The organism is Litchfieldia alkalitelluris, assembly GCF_002019645.1.
Lineage (GTDB): Bacteria > Bacillota > Bacilli > Bacillales > Bacillaceae_L > Litchfieldia > Litchfieldia alkalitelluris.
Genome location: NZ_KV917374.1, coordinates 24,278 through 41,159, shown reverse-complemented (window position 1 = coordinate 41,159; position 16,882 = coordinate 24,278). Strand labels below are relative to the sequence as shown.

Annotated in this window: 16 protein-coding genes; 12 read left to right on the top strand and 4 right to left on the bottom strand. The window is 36.9% G+C overall.

What is annotated here, in order from left to right:
* Positions 1 to 380: 380 nt before the first annotated feature.
* On the top strand, positions 381 to 2,081 hold the full coding sequence (gene betA, locus BK579_RS00160; RefSeq protein WP_078542994.1) for a choline dehydrogenase: 1,701 nt from the start codon (positions 381 to 383) through the stop codon (positions 2,079 to 2,081).
* A gap of 717 nt (positions 2,082 to 2,798) precedes the next feature.
* Here the strand turns inward: betA and BK579_RS00150 are convergent.
* Together BK579_RS00150 and cudC are read right to left on the bottom strand one after the other, a co-directional pair.
* Entirely contained in the window at positions 2,799 to 3,686 is an 888-nt protein-coding gene (locus BK579_RS00150; protein WP_078542991.1) for a glycine betaine ABC transporter substrate-binding protein, read from the bottom strand.
* A gap of 182 nt (positions 3,687 to 3,868) precedes the next feature.
* Positions 3,869 to 4,411, bottom strand: a complete 543-nt coding sequence (gene cudC / locus BK579_RS00145; RefSeq protein WP_078542989.1) for a choline uptake/conversion transcriptional regulator CudC — start codon at positions 4,409 to 4,411, stop codon at positions 3,869 to 3,871.
* A 287-nt stretch (positions 4,412 to 4,698) separates the two neighbouring features.
* Between cudC and betB the strand changes: the two genes are divergently transcribed.
* The 5 genes from betB (at position 4,699) to BK579_RS00125 (ending at position 8,726) form a co-directional block, all read left to right on the top strand.
* Positions 4,699 to 6,171, top strand: a complete 1,473-nt coding sequence (gene betB / locus BK579_RS00140; RefSeq protein ID WP_078542987.1) for a betaine-aldehyde dehydrogenase — start codon at positions 4,699 to 4,701, stop codon at positions 6,169 to 6,171.
* Positions 6,172 to 6,515: 344 nt separating this feature from the next.
* Positions 6,516 to 6,965, top strand: a complete 450-nt coding sequence (locus tag BK579_RS00135; protein ID WP_078542985.1) for a flavodoxin — start codon at positions 6,516 to 6,518, stop codon at positions 6,963 to 6,965.
* A 6-nt stretch (positions 6,966 to 6,971) separates the two neighbouring features.
* On the top strand, positions 6,972 to 7,664 hold the full coding sequence (locus tag BK579_RS00130; RefSeq protein ID WP_078542983.1) for a WD40/YVTN/BNR-like repeat-containing protein: 693 nt from the start codon (positions 6,972 to 6,974) through the stop codon (positions 7,662 to 7,664).
* A gap of 358 nt (positions 7,665 to 8,022) precedes the next feature.
* Entirely contained in the window at positions 8,023 to 8,196 is a 174-nt protein-coding gene (locus tag BK579_RS25380; RefSeq protein WP_169891025.1) for a hypothetical protein, read from the top strand.
* Between the two features lie 227 nt (positions 8,197 to 8,423).
* Positions 8,424 to 8,726: an IDEAL domain-containing protein gene (locus BK579_RS00125; protein ID WP_169891024.1), complete on the top strand. Its 303-nt coding sequence runs from the start codon at positions 8,424 to 8,426 to the stop codon at positions 8,724 to 8,726.
* Positions 8,727 to 8,788: 62 nt separating this feature from the next.
* Here the strand turns inward: BK579_RS00125 and BK579_RS00120 are convergent, their stop codons facing one another.
* Complete coding sequence (locus tag BK579_RS00120) at positions 8,789 to 9,331, bottom strand: GbsR/MarR family transcriptional regulator (protein ID WP_078542980.1); 543 nt, start codon at positions 9,329 to 9,331, stop codon at positions 8,789 to 8,791.
* A 257-nt stretch (positions 9,332 to 9,588) separates the two neighbouring features.
* Here BK579_RS00120 and BK579_RS00115 point away from each other — a divergent pair, with 257 nt between their 5' ends.
* The 4 genes from BK579_RS00115 to bglB all read left to right on the top strand — a co-directional run bounded on the left by BK579_RS00115 (position 9,589) and on the right by bglB (position 13,950).
* On the top strand, positions 9,589 to 10,830 hold the full coding sequence (locus tag BK579_RS00115) for a quaternary amine ABC transporter ATP-binding protein (protein ID WP_078542978.1): 1,242 nt from the start codon (positions 9,589 to 9,591) through the stop codon (positions 10,828 to 10,830).
* Position 10,831: 1 nt separating this feature from the next.
* Entirely contained in the window at positions 10,832 to 11,680 is an 849-nt protein-coding gene (locus tag BK579_RS00110; RefSeq protein WP_078542976.1) for an ABC transporter permease, read from the top strand.
* Positions 11,680 to 12,567, top strand: coding sequence for a glycine betaine ABC transporter substrate-binding protein (locus BK579_RS00105; RefSeq protein ID WP_078542974.1), 888 nt, complete (start codon positions 11,680 to 11,682; stop codon positions 12,565 to 12,567). Before BK579_RS00110 ends, BK579_RS00105 begins: the two co-directional genes overlap by 1 nt.
* Before the next feature lie 279 nt (positions 12,568 to 12,846).
* Positions 12,847 to 13,950, top strand: coding sequence for a beta-galactosidase BglB (gene bglB, locus BK579_RS00100; RefSeq protein WP_078542972.1), 1,104 nt, complete (start codon positions 12,847 to 12,849; stop codon positions 13,948 to 13,950).
* A gap of 142 nt (positions 13,951 to 14,092) precedes the next feature.
* On the opposite strand, the gene BK579_RS00095 is transcribed toward bglB, so the two are convergent.
* A complete protein-coding gene (locus tag BK579_RS00095) occupies positions 14,093 to 14,854 on the bottom strand; it encodes an IclR family transcriptional regulator (RefSeq protein ID WP_078542970.1) in 762 nt (253 codons plus the stop codon).
* A gap of 340 nt (positions 14,855 to 15,194) precedes the next feature.
* Between BK579_RS00095 and BK579_RS00090 the strand changes: the two genes are divergently transcribed.
* Together BK579_RS00090 and BK579_RS00085 are read left to right on the top strand one after the other, a co-directional pair.
* Positions 15,195 to 15,842 (top strand): bifunctional 4-hydroxy-2-oxoglutarate aldolase/2-dehydro-3-deoxy-phosphogluconate aldolase, encoded by a 648-nt coding sequence (locus tag BK579_RS00090; RefSeq protein ID WP_078542966.1) that lies wholly within the window; start codon positions 15,195 to 15,197, stop codon positions 15,840 to 15,842.
* Between the two features lie 4 nt (positions 15,843 to 15,846).
* A complete protein-coding gene (locus tag BK579_RS00085) occupies positions 15,847 to 16,860 on the top strand; it encodes a sugar kinase (RefSeq protein WP_078542964.1) in 1,014 nt (337 codons plus the stop codon).
* Positions 16,861 to 16,882 lie beyond the last annotated feature (22 nt).

Below are 16,882 nucleotides of genomic sequence, written 5' to 3'. Positions count from 1 at the left end.
TATTATGGATTTAATCGGAGGCTTTTCACAGGGTAATCAAACTTGTGGGAAGTCTTTTTTATTTTATCTACAAATAAACGAGATAAGACCTCTTATTAGTGTATTCAATAATAATAATAAAACAAAACTTTAGAGATTGTGAAAAAATATCTAAAAGAATATATCTCAGTTTACAAAAAAAAATAGCTGTGTTATATTTAAAATATTAAAAACGTTAAATAAAAATTTAACAAAGTTAACAATTGTAGTTAACTGTTTGGCAAGGGTTAGGGGATCAAGTGATTTTTCCTGAAACCTAGCAAACTATTTAACTGATAATTTTCATATTTATTTTTAATCACTGAAATTCAAAACTCTTAACATCCAAGGAGGTACATAATATGAATGAAACATATGATATTGTTATTGTAGGTGGGGGAAGTGCGGGTTCTGTACTTGGCGACCGTCTTAGTGCAGATGGGACACGTAGTGTTCTTGTTTTAGAAGCAGGACGTAAGGATTTTTCATGGGATCTATTAATCCAAATGCCAGCTGCTTTGCCATTCCCAGCAGGTAAACCAATGTACGACTGGAGATACGAGTCTGATCCTGAACCTTATATGAATGGACGACGTATCAAGCATGCCCGCGGAAAGGTGCTTGGAGGTTCGGGTTCAATTAACGGGATGATATTCCAACGAGGTAATCCTCTAGACTATGAACGTTGGGGAGCGGATCCTGGGATGGACACGTGGGATTTTGCGCATTGTCTTCCGTATTTTAAACGCATGGAAAATGCTTTAGCTTCGGCTCCAGATGATGAATTACGTGGCCACGATGGTCCTCTTAAACTGGAACGCGGTCCAGCTACTAATCCTTTATTCCAAGCCTTCTTTGACTCAGCTGTTGAGGCCGGCTACTCAAAAACCCCTGATGTAAATGGTTTTCGACAAGAGGGATTCGGGCCGTTTGATAAGCATGTATACAAAGGCCAACGGTTTGGACCTTCACGTGCCTATCTTCATCCGGCTATGGAGCGTGAGAACCTCACTGTAATAACTCGTGCTTTTGTTCAACGTATCAATTTCGATGGTACCCGAGCGAGCGGGCTGACATATCAACGAAACGGGAAGACTCATCATGTGACGGCGGGGGAAGTTATACTCGCTGGTGGTGCAATCAATACGCCGCAGTTACTTCAGTTGTCAGGAGTAGGTGATGCAGAACACCTGCGCTCACTAGGCATCAAACCGGTGGTCAATCTTCCAGGTGTAGGAGAAAACCTTCAGGATCATCTCGAAGTCTACATCCAACATGCTTGTCCGTTACCGGTATCCGAACAACCGAACTTAAATAAAGCGAAGATGCCTTGGATCGGGTTGCAGTGGCTACTTGGACGTACCGGTCCGGCAGCCACTAACCATTTCGAGGGCGGTGGATTCGTGCGTTCCAACGAGGACGTCGCATATCCTAATCTGATGTTCCATTTCCTTCCGGTAGCAGTGCGATACGACGGAAAGAAAGCGGACACTGCACACGGATTCCAGGTACACGTAGGACCTATGTACTCTGATGCTCGTGGTAGTTTGAAAATCCGCTCAACTGATCCGACAGAGCACCCTAGTATGGTCTTCAACTACCTTTCTACCGAACAGGACCGTCGCGAGTGGATTGAAGCGATAAAAGTGTCACGTGAAATTCTATCTCAGCCGGCCATGGCTCCGTATAATTCGGGCGAAATCTCACCAGGTCCTTCTGTTCGTACAGACAAGGAGATTTTAGATTGGGTGGCGAATGATGCCGAGACTGCACTTCATCCGAGCTGTACGGCAAAAATGGGTCCTGCTTCAGATCCAATGGCTGTTGTAGATCCATTAACGATGAAGGTCCATGGCCTCGACAATGTCCGAGTGGTCGATGCGTCTGCTATGCCTTATGTTACTAACGGGAATATCCATGCACCGGTGTTGATGTTAGCGGAAAAGGCATCTGATTTAATCCTTGGACGTAAACCACTTGAGCCTATTCATGCGGACTTCTACCGTCATGGAGTACACCCATCTGACGCAGGCACAGTAAAAGATAAAGTTAAAGTCAAATAATGATTTCATAAGAAGGCCTCTTTCAAAATGTATATTGCCAGGCAATGTATACATTTTTTGGAAAGGGTGCTTTCTTTTTTTGTTGTTTAAAAAAGAGCCTACTATATCAAAAACTCCTAAATTTTAATATGGTGACAAAGTATGATGGGCCTTTTGGGCTCTGTAGATCGGAAATTAATAATACTTGGGAGTTATAATATTAACGCTTGTTTCCCCCAGAACGTATGCTAGTTCATAAAAGGAATGGAAGAGGGTTAAAGGGTTTTCTCCATGAAAGTGAGTATCTGAAGCAAGCGAAAATTAACCCGAAAGTTGATTTTTCGCGTGGGTATAGGGAACTCATAGGCGAAAAAATTCCGGCTATTCTATCTAGGAGGGGCTTAAGAGGCAGATATAAACGGAGAAATTCCGGTTAACTTCTCTAAAATATGACTATATCTAAAGATTAGGTTCATATAAGCGGAAAAACTCCTGTTATTATTAGGGAAATGTTGATATTTCCCAATTTAAGCGGAATTTTTACGCCTAAATTCAACCACAGTAAAATCAACATTATAGGTCACAGCCATTTAAAAAGATTTAGGATGAAAAGATGCCACTCTACCAAGTTCATAGTAGTGAAAATAAAAGATCTTTAAATGTAACAAAGCAAAAAAGAAGCTAATCTCTCTAATATGAGTGACTAACTTCTTTTTTATTAAACTATATTATATTACTTTATTTGACCCATTGATCTACTAATTCTTGATTTTCTTCAATCCATTTTTTAGCCCCATCAAGAGGATCTTCGGCACCTTCTACATAGGTGATAAGCTCGCCGATTTGTTGGTCATCCATCTTCCAATTATTAAACCATTCGCTCACCTTTGGATAATCCTCTTCAAATCCCTGTCTTGTAGCATGGTGGATTTTTTCTACACCACCAAATGTGTTTTGTGGATCATCAAGGAATTTTAAGTCATATTTTGAGAATACCGAATGTGGGCTCCAAAGTGGTGCCACGATTGGCTCTTCATCTCCTATTGCCTCGCCAATTTTAGCGATCATCGCAGGTTCAGAGCTTGGCAGGAGTTCAAACTCAAGGTTATAATCTTTAATTAATTGTTCAGTAACTTCCATCGTACCTGCCCCAGGATCAAATCCAATAATTTCTCCGTTAAACAGTTCTTTATGTTCATTTAAATCATCTACACTATTAACTTCTTCCAAGTAAGTTGGAACGACTAGCCCTACTTTTGCATGATCAAACCAAGTAGATTCTGAGAAATTAACAGTATCTTGATATTCTTTTAGATAATGTGCATCTTGGACAGGTAACCATATTTCTAAACTAGCATCTAGCTCGCCACTCTCTAAAGCCTTAATTGTAACCCCCATGTCCAATACAGTTAACTTCACGTTATACCCTTTTTCTTCTAAAATGGCTTTCCACATGTTTGTTACTGCAATATTTTCAGCCCAATTAATTTGTCCGATTGATAATTCTTTATTACTTACCCCTGATTCTTCACCGTTTGTTTCCTCATTAGTGCTTCCACATGCTGTTAAAACAGCTATCAATAGTAGCACTAAGATAAAACTAAGTTTTTTCTTCCAGTTTTTCATCTAGAAAATCTCCCCTTTAATTATATGTGGTTTATTTTAAATATTCCAAACATTAATTTCGTTAAGAATATTTTTAACAAATGTCGTGAAACTAATCTATCTCACATTTAGCAGAGATAGATGTAATATTCATTATTTCAGGCAGTCTATCTTTCTTGAGACCACCTGATCATTTTTTAAAATTAATCTTTAGGTAAAAAGTCAAATATTTTGCCACTTCTTATACTTGCAACTAAATCTTCCAACCAGTGATAGTATGTTTTAGATTCTTCTAGTTGATCATAGGTTTTTTTTGCCTCTGCAACTATTTCTGGTGTGCTGGTAGAATCCTTTATAACATCGATTAAATCCTCTTGTGCTTCTTCAATTGCTTCCATGTTTGTTTTAACTTCGCGTTCCCACATCTGGCAATAAAACACCATAAATGAACGGAAGAAGTTTTTCTCTGCAACATAGGTGTGTTTTCTAGTACCACGTGTAAATGTTTTTTTTACCATTTCTATTTCTTGGAGTCTACGGACACTAGTGCTCATACTTGGTTTGCTCATTCCTAGCTCCGTACGCATTTCATCAAGAGTCATCTGATCTTTAAAATACATCGTTGCATATAAGTTTGCTGCAGCTGGTGTTACACCATATAAGTCCATTGTCTCTGCAATCGCTCCAATGACCTTGTCTTTGGCTTCTTCTATTTTAATTCTTGATTTTTCAGTCGTTTCACTCATAAAGTCGCTCCTTCAATTTAAAGTAAAGCGTGTTAAATGTTTTTTTAATCTTCTTTACAAACTTAATGATAACGTGTTCAGATTAAATGTCAAATGGAAAACATAGATTCATCAGGTTATAAATGGCTAAAAGCTTAGTAATAACAACCATTCTAACTAATTTAATTATTTCCAACCACATATGTTAAAGCATATCTTTGACAGCTTTCAAAAGACATGTTAACATGTTAAAAATATTAAATAAATTTTTAACAAACTTAATTTATATAAAATTGGAGCTGGTAGATTTGAGTCTAAAACAACAACAATACATAAATGGTAAATGGGTTGGATCGATTGCAGGTAATACGCGTGATATCATTAATCCGTTTAACCAGGAAGTTATTGCTACTGTTCCAGAAGGTGATGAATCAGACGCAAAAGTAGCAATCGCTGCAGCAAGAGCAGCATTTGATAAAGGAGAATGGTCTTCTACTCCAGCAAGCGAGCGAGGGACGATCGTTTGGAAAATTGCTGAGTTAATTGAAAGAGATAAAGAAGAACTTGCTAGATTGGAATCCTTAGATACGGGTAAAACCATAGAGGAAAGCCGTGGAGACATGGATGATATCGCTGGTGTATTTCGCTATTATGCGGAACTTGCAGATAAAGATGGTGGAGAACTGATTGATTCTCCAGTAGCTAACTCTATCAGTAGGGTAGTTCGCGAACCCGTTGGAGTTTGCGGTCAAATAACTCCATGGAATTATCCACTACTACAAGCATCTTGGAAATTGGCTCCAGCTTTAGCAACAGGTAACACACTAATTATGAAGCCAAGTGAAATTACACCTCTTACTACGATTAAAGTGTTTGAACTTATGGAAGAGGCAGGAGTGCCTGCTGGTGTGGCTAACTTAGTACTTGGTGCTGGCAATACAGTTGGTTCAGAGTTATCAAGTAACATGGATGTCGATCTTATTTCCTTTACAGGTGGACTTTTTACTGGGAAGAAAATTATGCAAGCGGCAAGCTCTAATGTGAAGAAGCTTGCACTTGAACTTGGTGGAAAAAACCCTAACATCATCTTTGCTGATGCTGATTTTGAGACTGCTGTTGACCAAGCATTAAACGGAGTATTCTTCCACGCAGGACAAATATGTTCAGCAGGTACAAGACTGATTGTAGAAGAGAGTATTCACGATGAGTTTGTTAACGCACTTGTTGAGCGAGTGAAGAAATTTAAGCTAGGAAGCGGGTTTGACGAAAAAACCCAAATGGGACCTCTTATTTCAGCGGAACACCTTGCGAAAGTAGAAAAATATGTAGAAACAGGTATTAAAGAAGGTGCTACACTAGCAGTTGGTGGTAGCCGTCCGGAAGATCCAGAACTACAAAAAGGCTTTTTCTATCTACCTACTATTTTTACAAATTGCACAACAGACATGAAGATTGTACAAGAGGAAGCTTTTGGGCCTGTTATGACAGTTGAGAAATTCCGTAAAGAAGAGGAAGCAGTCGAGCTTGCTAACGACTCGATTTACGGACTTGCTGGAGCTGTTTGGACAAACGATATTGTAAAAGCTGAACGTTGTGTAGCAAAGATGCGCATGGGTACGGTTTGGATTAATGACTTCAACCTTTACTTTCCACATGCACCATGGGGTGGATTTAAGCAGTCTGGTATTGGGCGTGAGCTAGGAAGACTCGGTATAGAAGAATATACTGAAACAAAGCATATTTTCCAAAACCTTAAACCACAACCTATCAACTGGTTTTAAGATGCCAACTATTAGTTACTATAAGCATTATCCAAGCAGGCTTTAAAATATAGACTACCTCCTAGTTATATAAGGAGGTAGTCTTTTTATTTACTGATTAGAAGTAAAAAAGAAGTTTCAAAATAACATGAAGAAGAACATAACATAAAATATTGATCAAGTTTACCGGTGGATTATTAACTAATATATTGTTCATGAAATTGTGAAAATAAACTTAACGAAAATCTCATTTATTATGCTAGTTATATATAAAATTATTAAATAAAAAAAAACCAATTGAAAATGATTATCATTATTGTTATATTTATAATGAGAATGATTATCATTATTATTGGAGGGTTCTTATGGCTAAAATTGTAATCGCATTTGCAAGCATGTCCGGAAATACAGAGGAGATTGCAGATTTATTGAAGGTAAGTATTGAGCCTTTTGAACATGAAATTGATTTAGCGGAAATTGAGCATATGGATGTAAATGATCTTCTTCAGTATGATGGTATATTAATTGGTTCCTATACATGGGGAGATGGAGATTTGCCATACGAGACGGAAGATTTCTATGAGGATCTTTTGTCGATTGATTTAACAGGTAAAAAAGCAGCTGTGTTTGGATCTGGTGACCATGCATACCCCAAATTTTGTGCTGTGGTCGATTTGTTTGAAGAACGACTAAAGGAATGTAATGCAGAGCTTATTCAGGAAGGGCTTAAGGTAGAGTTAACACCAGACACGCAAGAAGAGATAGATGAGTGTGTAGATTTTGCTGTAAACTTTGCTAGTCAAATAGGAGAGTAGAAAATAGTGAAGAAACTAATGAGCGCAACAGCAGTCACGAAGTCTAAGCAGGGTCGTAGTTTACTTGCAACAGAAAGAACAATTCGCGATTTAAAATGTAGTAATCATCATATTTTCGGTGTTGGTGATGATGGTTTATTTATTTTCAGTGATGATGATGGAGAAAGTTGGGCTGTAAGAAGGTTTCCTACAAAAGCATCTATTTGGAGTATAACAACTAATTCAAGAGGTCTAGTGATCACACATGGTGAGAAGGTCTTATATATTTCAACGAATTCAGGAAAATCATGGACACCTTACTATCCGTTTCAATTTTCAAATGCTCCTTCTATTCGTTCTTTATGTTTATATAAAAATCAGTTATTTATTGGCACTAAAATTCATCCAATCTATGGAGGAGTTTGGTGCTTTGATTTACATGATAAGAGCACAATACTTATAAAGAAGGTACCAAAACAAATGATATCGTCCATGATTACGATAAATAATCAATTGGTGGTGGCAACTGGATCGTGTCGGAGTGATGTAGGGAGAATAGAAGTCTGCAACATGTCTCAGTCAATTATGGAAGCGTCGTGGGAGCAGTGCTTTGGGTATGTAAACCAAAGCTTCTTAGACTTGAACGAAAGTGAAGGGATTATTTACGCCACTACTACACAAAATCTCATGGATTTAGTACCATTTCTAAAGTTTGTATAAAGAAGAAGGAAATTGTTCCTTGTAACTATATTAAAGGTCATGGGTGGAGAATTTATAATGACAGAGAAGACTATATAGTAGCGGGATTATATGAATCAATGGAATTCACAAAAGGATATAGAGAAAACGAGCTTAATTAAAATCAAACCTTTGAGTATCGTTTCATAGTTTGGCTAGTAAGAAAAGCTCTGTAACTCTAGGTTTTAAGTTTAATAGTAGGGGGAAGAATGATGTGCTTCTATATACATATATGTTGTATGTGGTGTGGGTATATGGAAGTACTCGTTGCCAGCACTAAATTACATCAATTGAATTGTCCTTGCTGTGATAGCGAAATAGTAGGCTGTAACGAAGAGGAATGGAGAATAGAAATTTAATAAAGGATGGAAAAACGATGATTCTACGTAAAGTAATTGAAAAGGATTCAAGACGTATTCGCAAGTTATTGACGAAACCAAGAAATGAACTAACTCCCGAGGAGCGTTTAGAGTTGCAAAGATATATGCAAGAAGACGATGCTAAGGGTAAGTAATTTAAGACCTTACTAAAAATACTAGTTCGCTCTTGCCATTGGTGGTGATGAGCGCTTTTAGAAAATGAAAGTAAGATTATGTAGCACTATGTATGAAGTAGAAAGGATGACAGAAAATTAACCAGCGTTATATTGTCGTAAATACTTTTACACATCAAATTGACTGTTTTTGTCCAGGTGAAGAGCATATAGAATACCTAACTTTCAAAACAGGTGATGTCATTGAAGTGACTAATGATAGAAAATATACAATATATCAAGAATGGTATTTTTTAATCGTGATTAATGAGCAGTGGACCTTTTATATAGCAGTAGAAGATTTAAATCAATACTACAGGGAAGAACAAATTTTATCTATTTTAGATATCGAATTAAAGATAAACCATATACAATACCAAATCAATGAAGCTCTTGACCGTAATAATAAAGAGAAATTCTTAAGTTATTCGACTAAATTAAATGAATTTAAGCAATTAAAGATGGGACATGACAAGTATATAAATCGACTTGAATCAGTAAATTTCTTGTAGTATATAGGCCTTTTTTATAAGGTATAGCAAAGAGGTCAGAACAGTTTTGTTCTGACCTCTTTCTATTCTTCCTTCTTATTAATTGGAATAAAGTTTAATATTTCCTTTGTCTCAAAGCTATCAATGAGTCTGTTCTGCCAATCGTAATAATCAAGTCTTTCTTCTAGCTTTTTGATATCTATTTGGGCTTGCTTACGGATTTCTTCAGATGTGTTTGGGGTATTAATAATTTCCTCTAATTTAGCAATCGATTTTTCCATCGCACCGCTATTCATCGTAATGGCTGTTCTCCATTTAATGGTGAAGTAATCAAAAAAGCACTGATACCAGTCTTCCTTGATTGTATATAGATCCTTCCTTTCACCCTTTACCCAAACCTTTTCAACCATATTTAAATCGAGTAAGCTTCTTACCGAAGTACTCATACTTGTTTTACTCATCCCGAGCTCGTCTTTCATTTCGTCAAGTGTAAGCGGTTTATCTGAATAAAAAAGGAGGCCGTATAAACGTCCAGCGGAGGGGGGAATTCCATAAAGATTCATATTTTGAGCAATTGCATCTATAACCATCGTCCTTGTTCTATCTAATTGTTCATTTTCTTGCAACTATATCACATCCTATATATTTGATATTAGTAGTTAGCTTCTAGACTACATATTTATGGAAGAAATGTAAAGTGCTCATATAGGGTGGGATATATAGGAAATATGAGTATTATTAAGTATTTTTACCATTGAGTGTGTACAGTTATTTCTGTACGTACTATATAGACAAATATCATGGAATATACCGTTTGAACTAAAAGAAGTGATTGGTCTATAATTAAGACAGTCCAAGGCGACAAATTAAATGAGGTGAAACAATGGAAGAAAACCATATAAAAATAAAGGTTAGTGACGTAACCAAGATTTTTGGGAAATCTTCAAAGAAGGCATTACAGTTATTAAAAGAAGGAAAATCAAAGGATCAAATTTTAAAGGAAACAGGCTCAACAGTTGGGGTTAATCGAGCATCCTTTGAAGTGAAGTCTGGCGAGATATTCGTCATTATGGGTTTATCTGGAAGTGGTAAATCTACCTTAGTTCGCTTACTTAATCGTCTGATTGAACCAACAATCGGTCAAGTCCAAATAGATGGTAAAGATGTAGTGAAGATGAATAAGGAAGAATTAAGGGAAGTTAGAAGAAAGAAAATAAGTATGGTCTTTCAGAAGTTCGCATTGTTTCCACATAGAACAGTGCTTGAGAACACTGAATATGGGTTAGAGATTCAGGATGTTGAAAAGGTCGAGAGAAATAAAAAAGCATTAGAGGCATTAGAACTAGTAGGACTTAAGGGTTACGAAAATCAATACCCTAGTCAGCTAAGTGGTGGAATGCAGCAACGTGTGGGATTAGCTAGAGCGCTGGCAAATGATCCTGATGTTCTTTTAATGGACGAAGCTTTTAGCGCATTGGATCCGTTGATACGAAAAGATATGCAGGATGAGTTGCTAGAATTACAATCGACGATGGAAAAAACGATTGTGTTTATTACCCATGATTTAGATGAAGCCCTTCGTATTGGTGACAGAATTGCGCTTATGAAGGATGGCAACATCGTACAAATCGGAACACCTGAAGAAATATTAATGAATCCTTCAAATGAATATGTTCAGAGATTCGTAGAGGATGTAGATCTATCGAAGGTTCTGACTGCTGGGCATGTGTTAAAACGTGCTGAGACCGTTCAAGTGGATAAAGGTCCACGTGTCGCACTCCAACTAATGAAGGGTCTAGGAATCTCATCTATCTATGTGGTAGATAAGCAACAGACTCTGCTCGGTGCAATTACGGCAAAAGATGCTTCAAAAGCAGCGGATGAAAATCGTTCATTAAGTGAATTCTTAGAGAAGGATATAAATGTAGTTGGAACAGAAACGTTATTAATTGATTTATTTGAAAAAGTGTCGTCATCAAATATTCCTGTTGCGGTGACAGATGAAAAAAATCGATTAAAAGGGATCCTCATTAAAGGTGCTGTAATCGGTGCGCTTACGGGTAACGAGCAATATATAAATGAAATTGTTCAACCCGAAGTAGCAATCGCTAAGGAGGTGATGTAAGATGGAAGGAATTTTACCGAAGCTTCCTATAGCAAATTGGATTGATGTGTTAGTTGATTGGATGACTGCTACCTTTGGTGGGATGTTTGATGGCATATCAACTGGTGTTGAGTTTTTTGTTGAAGGAATTGTCGATGGATTAGGTTTCATACCTTCTATTGTTCTTATTATCCTTGTGAGTTTACTAGCATGGAAGGTTTGTAATTGGAGAATAGCATTATTTGGATTATTAGGTTTATTACTTATCGATAATTTAGGTTATTGGGGCGATATGCTAGAAACGCTAGCACTCGTATTAACCGCGGTATTGATTTCGATTGTGGTTGGAATACCAGTTGGAATTTGGGCATCACAAAGTGAAAAAGTAAGACAGGTGGTTACACCTATACTTGATTTGATGCAAACCATGCCAGCTTTCGTTTACTTACTGCCAGCCATCTTTTTCTTTAGTATTGGTGTGGTACCAGGGGTTATTGCATCCGTTATTTTTGCGATGCCACCAACGATTCGTTTAACTGTACTTGGAATTAAGCAGGTACCAGCTGATTTAATTGAGGCAACAGAAGCATTTGGCTCTACAACCAAGCAAAAGCTTTTAAAGGTGCAACTGCCACTAGCGATGCCAACAATTATGGCAGGAATTAATCAAAGTATCATGCTCGCTTTATCAATGGTAGTAATCGCATCGATGGTTGGGGCTCCTGGACTAGGTACAGAGGTTTATCGTGCCGTGACGCAAATTAAAACAGGTGTTGGGTTTGAAGCAGGTTTAGCAATAGTTGTTATAGCTATTTTACTAGACCGCATCACACAAAATATTGGGAAGAAAAAACAAGGGGGAACAGCTTAATGTTAAAAAAATTAGTAGGAATTACATCAGCAGTAGCACTGACTTTTGGATTAGCAGCATGTGGAGCAGAACAATCAGGGAGTTCATCTGATTCTGTAGGTGAACAGCTTGATTACAAAATTGTCGGAATCGACCCTGGTGCAGGTTTAATGAAATTAACGATTGATGAAATTTTACCTGAGTACGGATTAGATGATTGGGAAGTAGTTGAAGGATCAAGTGCTGCAATGGCAGCTGCTTTGAAAAAAGCTTATGACAAAGAGGAACCAATTATCGTTACAGGTTGGAGTCCACACTGGAAGTTTGCAAGTTATGACTTGAAATATTTAGAAGATCCTAAAGGGATTTATGGTGGAGCTGAAGATGTTAACACAATTGTTCGTCTAGGACTAAATGATGATCATCCTGATGCGTATAAGCTTCTTGATCAGTTTAACTGGGAGCCAGAACATATCGAGACAGTGATGAATTTAATTCAAGAAGGTCAGGACCCAGCTGATGCAGCAGCGCAATGGGTTAGCGAAAACGCAGATTTAGTTAGCGCTTGGACTGAAGGTGTGAACGAGGTTGACGGTGAAGAGCTAAAGCTACTTTATGTAGCATGGGATGATGTAATCGCAAGCTCTCATGTTGTAGAAAATGCACTTGAAAGTGTTGGTTATGAAGTTGAATTAATTCAAGTTGATGCAGGTCCAATGTGGGCGGGTGTAGCAGACGGTAGTGGTGATGCACTGGTAGGTGCGTGGTTGCCAACAACACACGCTGATTACTATGCTGAATACGATGGTAAGTTTGAAGATCTAGGTGCAAACCTTACTGGAACGAAGCTAGGATTAGTCGTACCGGCATACATGGATATTGACTCAATTGAAGATTTAAAAGAATAATAGATAAAAGATAGCTAGGGCCATATCTAGCTATCTTTTTTTATAAACAATCAAAATAAAAAATAAAACAAAAATAAACAAGTGTTAAAATGTTTGTTTTTAATGAAATATTAGCAATTTATCCTTTAATTGTGTTGACCTAAGTAGGTTGCAAGGCTTACAATTAATGTAATAGTTATGAATACTTACCAAAGGAAAGTGCTTGAATTAGCTTTAAGGGCAAAAAAGTATCAAAACAACACATGAATGAAAACGGTATCAGTAATTGGAGGGTGAATTATGATTCAGAATAAGACATTTATCGAAAGAACAGAGGTAGTAAATTACATTAATTTGCTGATGGATAACCTTTCGCAAATTAAAGATAACACTGGAGAGTTTCTATTAAACTTTGATGGCTTGGTGGTAGATGATAAAAGCTGGAATGTTTGGAATTGGCCACAAGGTGTTGGACTTTACGGGATCTATAAGTATTGGAGACTTACAAATGATCAAAAAGCTTTAACCATTATTACAGATTGGTTTAAAGCTAGATTTGAAGAAGGTGTTCCACCTAAAAATGTAAATACAATGGCGCCGTTTTTAACACTTGCTTATTTATATGAAGATACACAAGATAAGACATTTATTCCTTATTTAGAAGACTGGGCAGAGTGGGTTATGTATGATATGCCTCGTACAAAGGAAGACGGATTACAGCATATGACATATGGGCCTGAGAATAAAAATCAACTATGGGATGACACCCTTATGATGACTGTATTGCCACTAGCTAAAATCGGAGTTCTCTTCAATAAGCCTGAATATATTGAAGAAGCTAAGAAGCAATTTTTAATCCACATTAAATATCTATCAGACCGGAAAACTGGCTTATGGTTCCATGGATGGACATTTGAAGAAAATCATAATTATGCAGAAGCATTATGGGCTCGAGGGAATTGTTGGATTACAATTGCTATTCCAGAAATCATTGAAATTCTTGACTTGAAAAAGGGAGATTTTTTCAGAGAATTCCTTATCGACACTCTAAATAGACAAGTAGAATCATTAGCTACATACCAACATGAAAGTGGATTATGGCATACATTAATCAATGATAAAACTTCTTATCTGGAAGCGTCAGCAACAGCTGGATTTGCTTATGGGATCTTAAAATCCGTACATAAGCGTTATATCAGTCAAGATTACAAAGAAGTCGCTTACAAAGCAATTCATGGTCTCGTTGATGAAATTGGTGAAGATGGTGCTGTTCAAAAGGTTTCTGTTGGAACTGGAATGGGTGACACACTAGATTTCTATAAAGAAATTAAAATAACAACCATGCCTTATGGTCAATCACTAGCGGTACTTAGTTTATCTGAATTTTTACATGCTTATATTTAATTTGCTTCAATATCGAAGAACTTTCAACTAGGAGGGCACCAATTATTTGGCGTCCTCTTTAATTCAAAAATTAAGGTTCTCACTAAGCTTACAACTTAGGAAAAAACAACACCAGCCAATTTGCGCTGGTGTTGTTTTTTAGCTACTGTAAATCCGTTAGTATACCTGATTTGCATTTTTGTACTGCTTCAATTATTTCCTGTTGAAATTCATCGGTTAATCGATACCTCGGAACACTTACACTTATTGCCCCATAGTTTTTATCATTTAATGAAAGTGAAGCTCCTACACAGAATACATCATCTTCGTGCTCAGAGTTATCAAAAGCATAGCCAAGCTGGCGAATTTTATTTATTTCCTTACAAACCGCATCTTTAGTAGTTAATGTAGTAGCTGTATGCTGTACAAGCTTAGTTTGATCCAGATATTGTTCAATTTCTAAATCTGGCTTTTCAGCTAAAATTGCTTTCCCCATAGCAGAGCAATAAAGGGGAATGATTTTTCCTACTTGGGAATACAAGCTAATTGGATTTTTACTTTCTAGTTTCGTGACATAGACAATATTTTTATTCTCCAATATCCCTAAGTGGACAGTTTCTGTAGTAGTTCTGTTTAGTTCCTCCAGGTGAGGTTTTGCAATGTCCTTTATGTCTAGTTGATTAATTGCTTTATTTGCATACTTGATGAGAGCCTGACCAAGGGAAAACTTTTTTGAGTCACTGTCTTTATGAACATACCCTATAAGTAACAACGTATCTAGGATTTTCAACGCAGTAGAATTTGTTAATTCAGTATTTTTAGCAATCGTATTTAAACTCTGAGGTTCATCAGAATTAGATAAAAAATCTAAAATTAGCTTGGCCTTAAGCAGCACAGTTCCATATGGTTGTTTTGTAGTAGTCATGTAAGAATCCTTCCTATTTTATAAATAAAAGTTCTTTTTCATTTGATAGTGATGTTCGATTACCTATATGTTATCCATAATGAGTAGTATATCGAAAAGTATACAAAAGGTAATTATAATCGCAATGGACTAAATATCAACCTCCAAAATGCATTAAAGGTGTTTCAAAAATAAATAAAAGAACATTTAGTGAAAAACAAAATAAAAATAACTATAAATAAAGATTTTTTGTTTTTGAATAATTGAAATCTTATAGAATATTATATATAATAAATTTATAGTTTCCAAATAATAAATCAAATTTCCAAATAGGAAATAAAAATTGTTCCTGGAGGACCATATGAACAAATTGAAGGTTTTATCTCAAATATCAGCATGTGGGGTAGTTGCGGTTGTAAGAGCAGATACTCAAGAAGAAGCAATTAATATTTCTGATGCATGTGTGAAAGGTGGCATCTTAGGCATTGAAATCACATTTACGATTCAAGATGCTGATGCAGTTATTAAAGAACTAGCTTCTCATTATGATGGGAACCCGGAAGTAGTTATTGGTGCGGGTACAGTACTTGACTCAACTACAGCACGTATTGCCATCTTGGCAGGAGCGCAGTTTATCGTAAGTCCATGCTTTGACGCAGAAACAGCTAGACTTTGTAATCTATATCAAATCCCTTACATGCCTGGTTGCATGACAATAACTGAAATGAAACAAGCATTAGAACACGGTGTTGACATCATAAAAATGTTTCCAGGAAACGCATTTGGTCCTGACTTTGTTAAGTCTGTTAAGGCCCCTCTGCCTCAAGTAAACATTATGCCGACTGGTGGAGTTAGTTTAGATAATGTTGGACAATGGATTAAAAATGGATGTGTAGCAGTAGGAGTTGGTGGTAACTTGGTTGCTCCAGCAAAAACAGGTGATTATGATCAAATCACAGAATATGCAAGACAATATACAGCAAAAGTAAAAGAAGCAAGAGAGGCCTAAAAACATGAAAAAGATTGTGACTCTTGGAGAAATAATGCTGCGCTTATCTACCCATGTTGGTGAAAGATTATCTCAGGCAGATCAACTATCTATGCATTATGGTGGTGCAGAAGCCAATGTAGGTGTTTCACTTTCTCAATTTGGGTTTGATGTCTATTTTGTTAGTAAGGTTCCAAATAACGCTCTAGGTAAGGCGGTGGAACGTCATCTGCTTTCAAATGGAGTACATATTGATTACTTAGTAAAAGGCGGAGAACGGTTAGGTACCTACTATTTAGAAACTGGAATTGGCGAAAGAAGTGCAGCGGTTACTTATGATCGAAAATTTTCAAGCTTCTCCCATTTAACGGTTGAGGAATTGGATTTGGAGGCTATTTTAAGTGAAGCTGAAGTTTTTCATATGTCGGGAATTACACTAGCTTTATCACCTAATTTAAGGGAATTAGCACTACTAGCAATGAAGAAAGCAAAAGAGTTAGGTGTAAAGACTAGCTTTGATTTTAACTATCGAGCAAGCTTGTGGAGCCAAGAAGAAGCCTCACTAGCTATTAAGCCATTGCTACCGTATACGGATATTTGTTTCTGCGGGGATTTGGATGCTATTTATTTACTTGGTATTCAACAAGCTGACGATGTGCTTTCGAAAACTGAAAAACTAACATACTACTATCACGAAATTCAAAAGCGATATCCGAATATTCAATTCATGAGTTCTACATTTAGAACTGTACTTTCCGCTTCAGATAACAAATTACAAGGCAATCACTATACGGGAGGTACACTATATCAATCAAAAGAGCATCATATTAGTCAAATCGTTGATCGAGTTGGTGGTGGAGATGCATTTGCATCAGGTGTGCTGTATGGAATCGTTGAACAATTACCTCCGGGTCAACTGATTTCCTTTGCTACAGCAGCCTCAGCTCTGAAACATACTGTTCATGGTGATGCAAATGCATTTTCAGCGGAGGAAGTTTTAAAGTTTGCAGGAACTAGTGCTGGTGAAATCGTCAGGTAACGATTACAAAAAAATGAATAGA